This is a genomic window from Cryobacterium sp. RTC2.1, from assembly GCF_035018685.1.
Classification (GTDB): Bacteria; Actinomycetota; Actinomycetes; order Actinomycetales; family Microbacteriaceae; genus Cryobacterium; species Cryobacterium glucosi.
The window spans coordinates 1-1,645 of record NZ_JASJXJ010000287.1 but is presented as its reverse complement, the minus strand read 5'-3'; the positions used below and the strand labels follow the sequence as shown (position 1 = coordinate 1,645).

Below are 1,645 nucleotides of genomic sequence, written 5' to 3'. Positions count from 1 at the left end.
AGCTGCAATAGTCCCCCCACTGACCAGGAGAACGCTCACGGAGAACACGAGCGCGACCCTCACGGTTTGCCATGGGCCACGCCGCTGCAACCGTCCGTGCCGAATAGGGGCACCCAAGGAATGCGCTCGCGTCCGAAGCGGTTGCGGCGGCTTTTCCGTCACGTTGACCCCGGCTTTCTCCTGCGGTCCGAAAGCGGCTACCCCGTCAAAAACAACACGCTTGCTCCGCACCTTATACAACGCGAGTAGGCAACTGCTGGGAACCCACCGAGCGGTTCGTGGCTCTGTCAGCAGCCGGAGCATGGGGAATCGAGAGTGTAGCTGGGACCAGGCTGCGTTCTGGCGCGGTGCGGGAGTGTCCTTCGGGCCTTTCCCGGGTCGAGGGCCTTATATAGGGACGTGCTTCATTGTTGCCTCCTCGACTGCCTGCTGTCCTATCGGAAGCACCGTCATGTCCACCGACCGTCCCGCTGACCGTCCGGAGCGCCCCAACACTTCGCGGGCAACGCATGCATTGACTAACCTCTGTCCACGTCCGACCTCGCGAACTGCTGTGAGGAGGCACACCGAACTTCTACACTCGACAAGACCTATTACGCTGAGGGAAACCCGATGTCAACAATGTGGACGGCCGTGACTCTCCGGACGGACGATGTTTTGGGCCAAACTTTTGTTGTCGTGGTCAAACGTGACCAGCACGGCCACGTTCCAACGGTCCTCGTCAACCCAATCGACACCGCCGGCCGCAGGCTGCCGGGTGTTTGGCTGAGCGAGGCTTCTCACCACACTGTCTACCGGCGCCTGCCAGAGAATCCCTCACTCTAGGAGTGCGGTTCAGTTCTCGTTCAGTGCTTCCCCTCCGCGATCCCCCCTTATGGTCGACGCCGCCACCACGCCTGCCGTGACCGGGTCTCCTTCATGGCTGCATTTGGCATCGCGGCGCCCAACCGAACCTACGGGGAATCTGCTGTGCGGATGACCGCCGCGGGTGTCAGTGCGTGAATCCGGGTTGCTGCCCTTCGACCGGCATCGGCCCCTCGAGCCTGTCGAGGTAGGCCGTCTCCTGCTCGATGACCGTGAGCAGGCGTGCGGCCAGGTCCATGCTGAGCCCGTTGCGCACAACGATGCGTTGCACCGTCATCTCGGACAGGTCGTCGGGCATCCGGTAGGCGGGAACGAGCCAACCATGGGAACGCAGCCGGTCCGAGAGGTGGAACAGGTTCCAATTCCGGGTGTGGCCGGGGGTGAGCCGCCACGCGAACACCGGGATATCGGAACCGTCATTCCACAGGGTGAAGGCGCCGATCTTCTCGATGCCGCGCGCAAGGAATCGTGCCACGTCCTGGGACACCTGCTGCACGGCACGGTATCCCTCGAACCCGAGCCGGAGGAAGAGGTAATACTGCAGGAGCACCTGCGCGCCGGGACGGGAGAAATTGAGAGCGAACGTGGGCATGCTCCCGCCGAGGTAGCTGACATGGAAGACCAGGTCCTCCGGCAGCAGGTCCTTCGAACGCCAGACGATCCAGCCCAGGCCGGGGTATACGAGACCGTACTTGTGCGCGGACGTGTTGATCGAATGCACCCGTTCCAACCGGAAGTCCCAGGCCAGTTCCGGCTGCAGGAAGGGCGCGATCATGCCCCC

The 1,645-nt window shown here is 63.1% G+C and carries 1 protein-coding gene; it reads right to left on the bottom strand.

The genetic code is table 11. The features are described 5' to 3' along the window. Positions 1 to 991: 991 nt before the first annotated feature. On the bottom strand, positions 992 to 1,645 hold a 654-nt coding region (locus QN357_RS18855), incomplete at its 5' end, for a pyridoxal-dependent decarboxylase (RefSeq protein WP_323505382.1).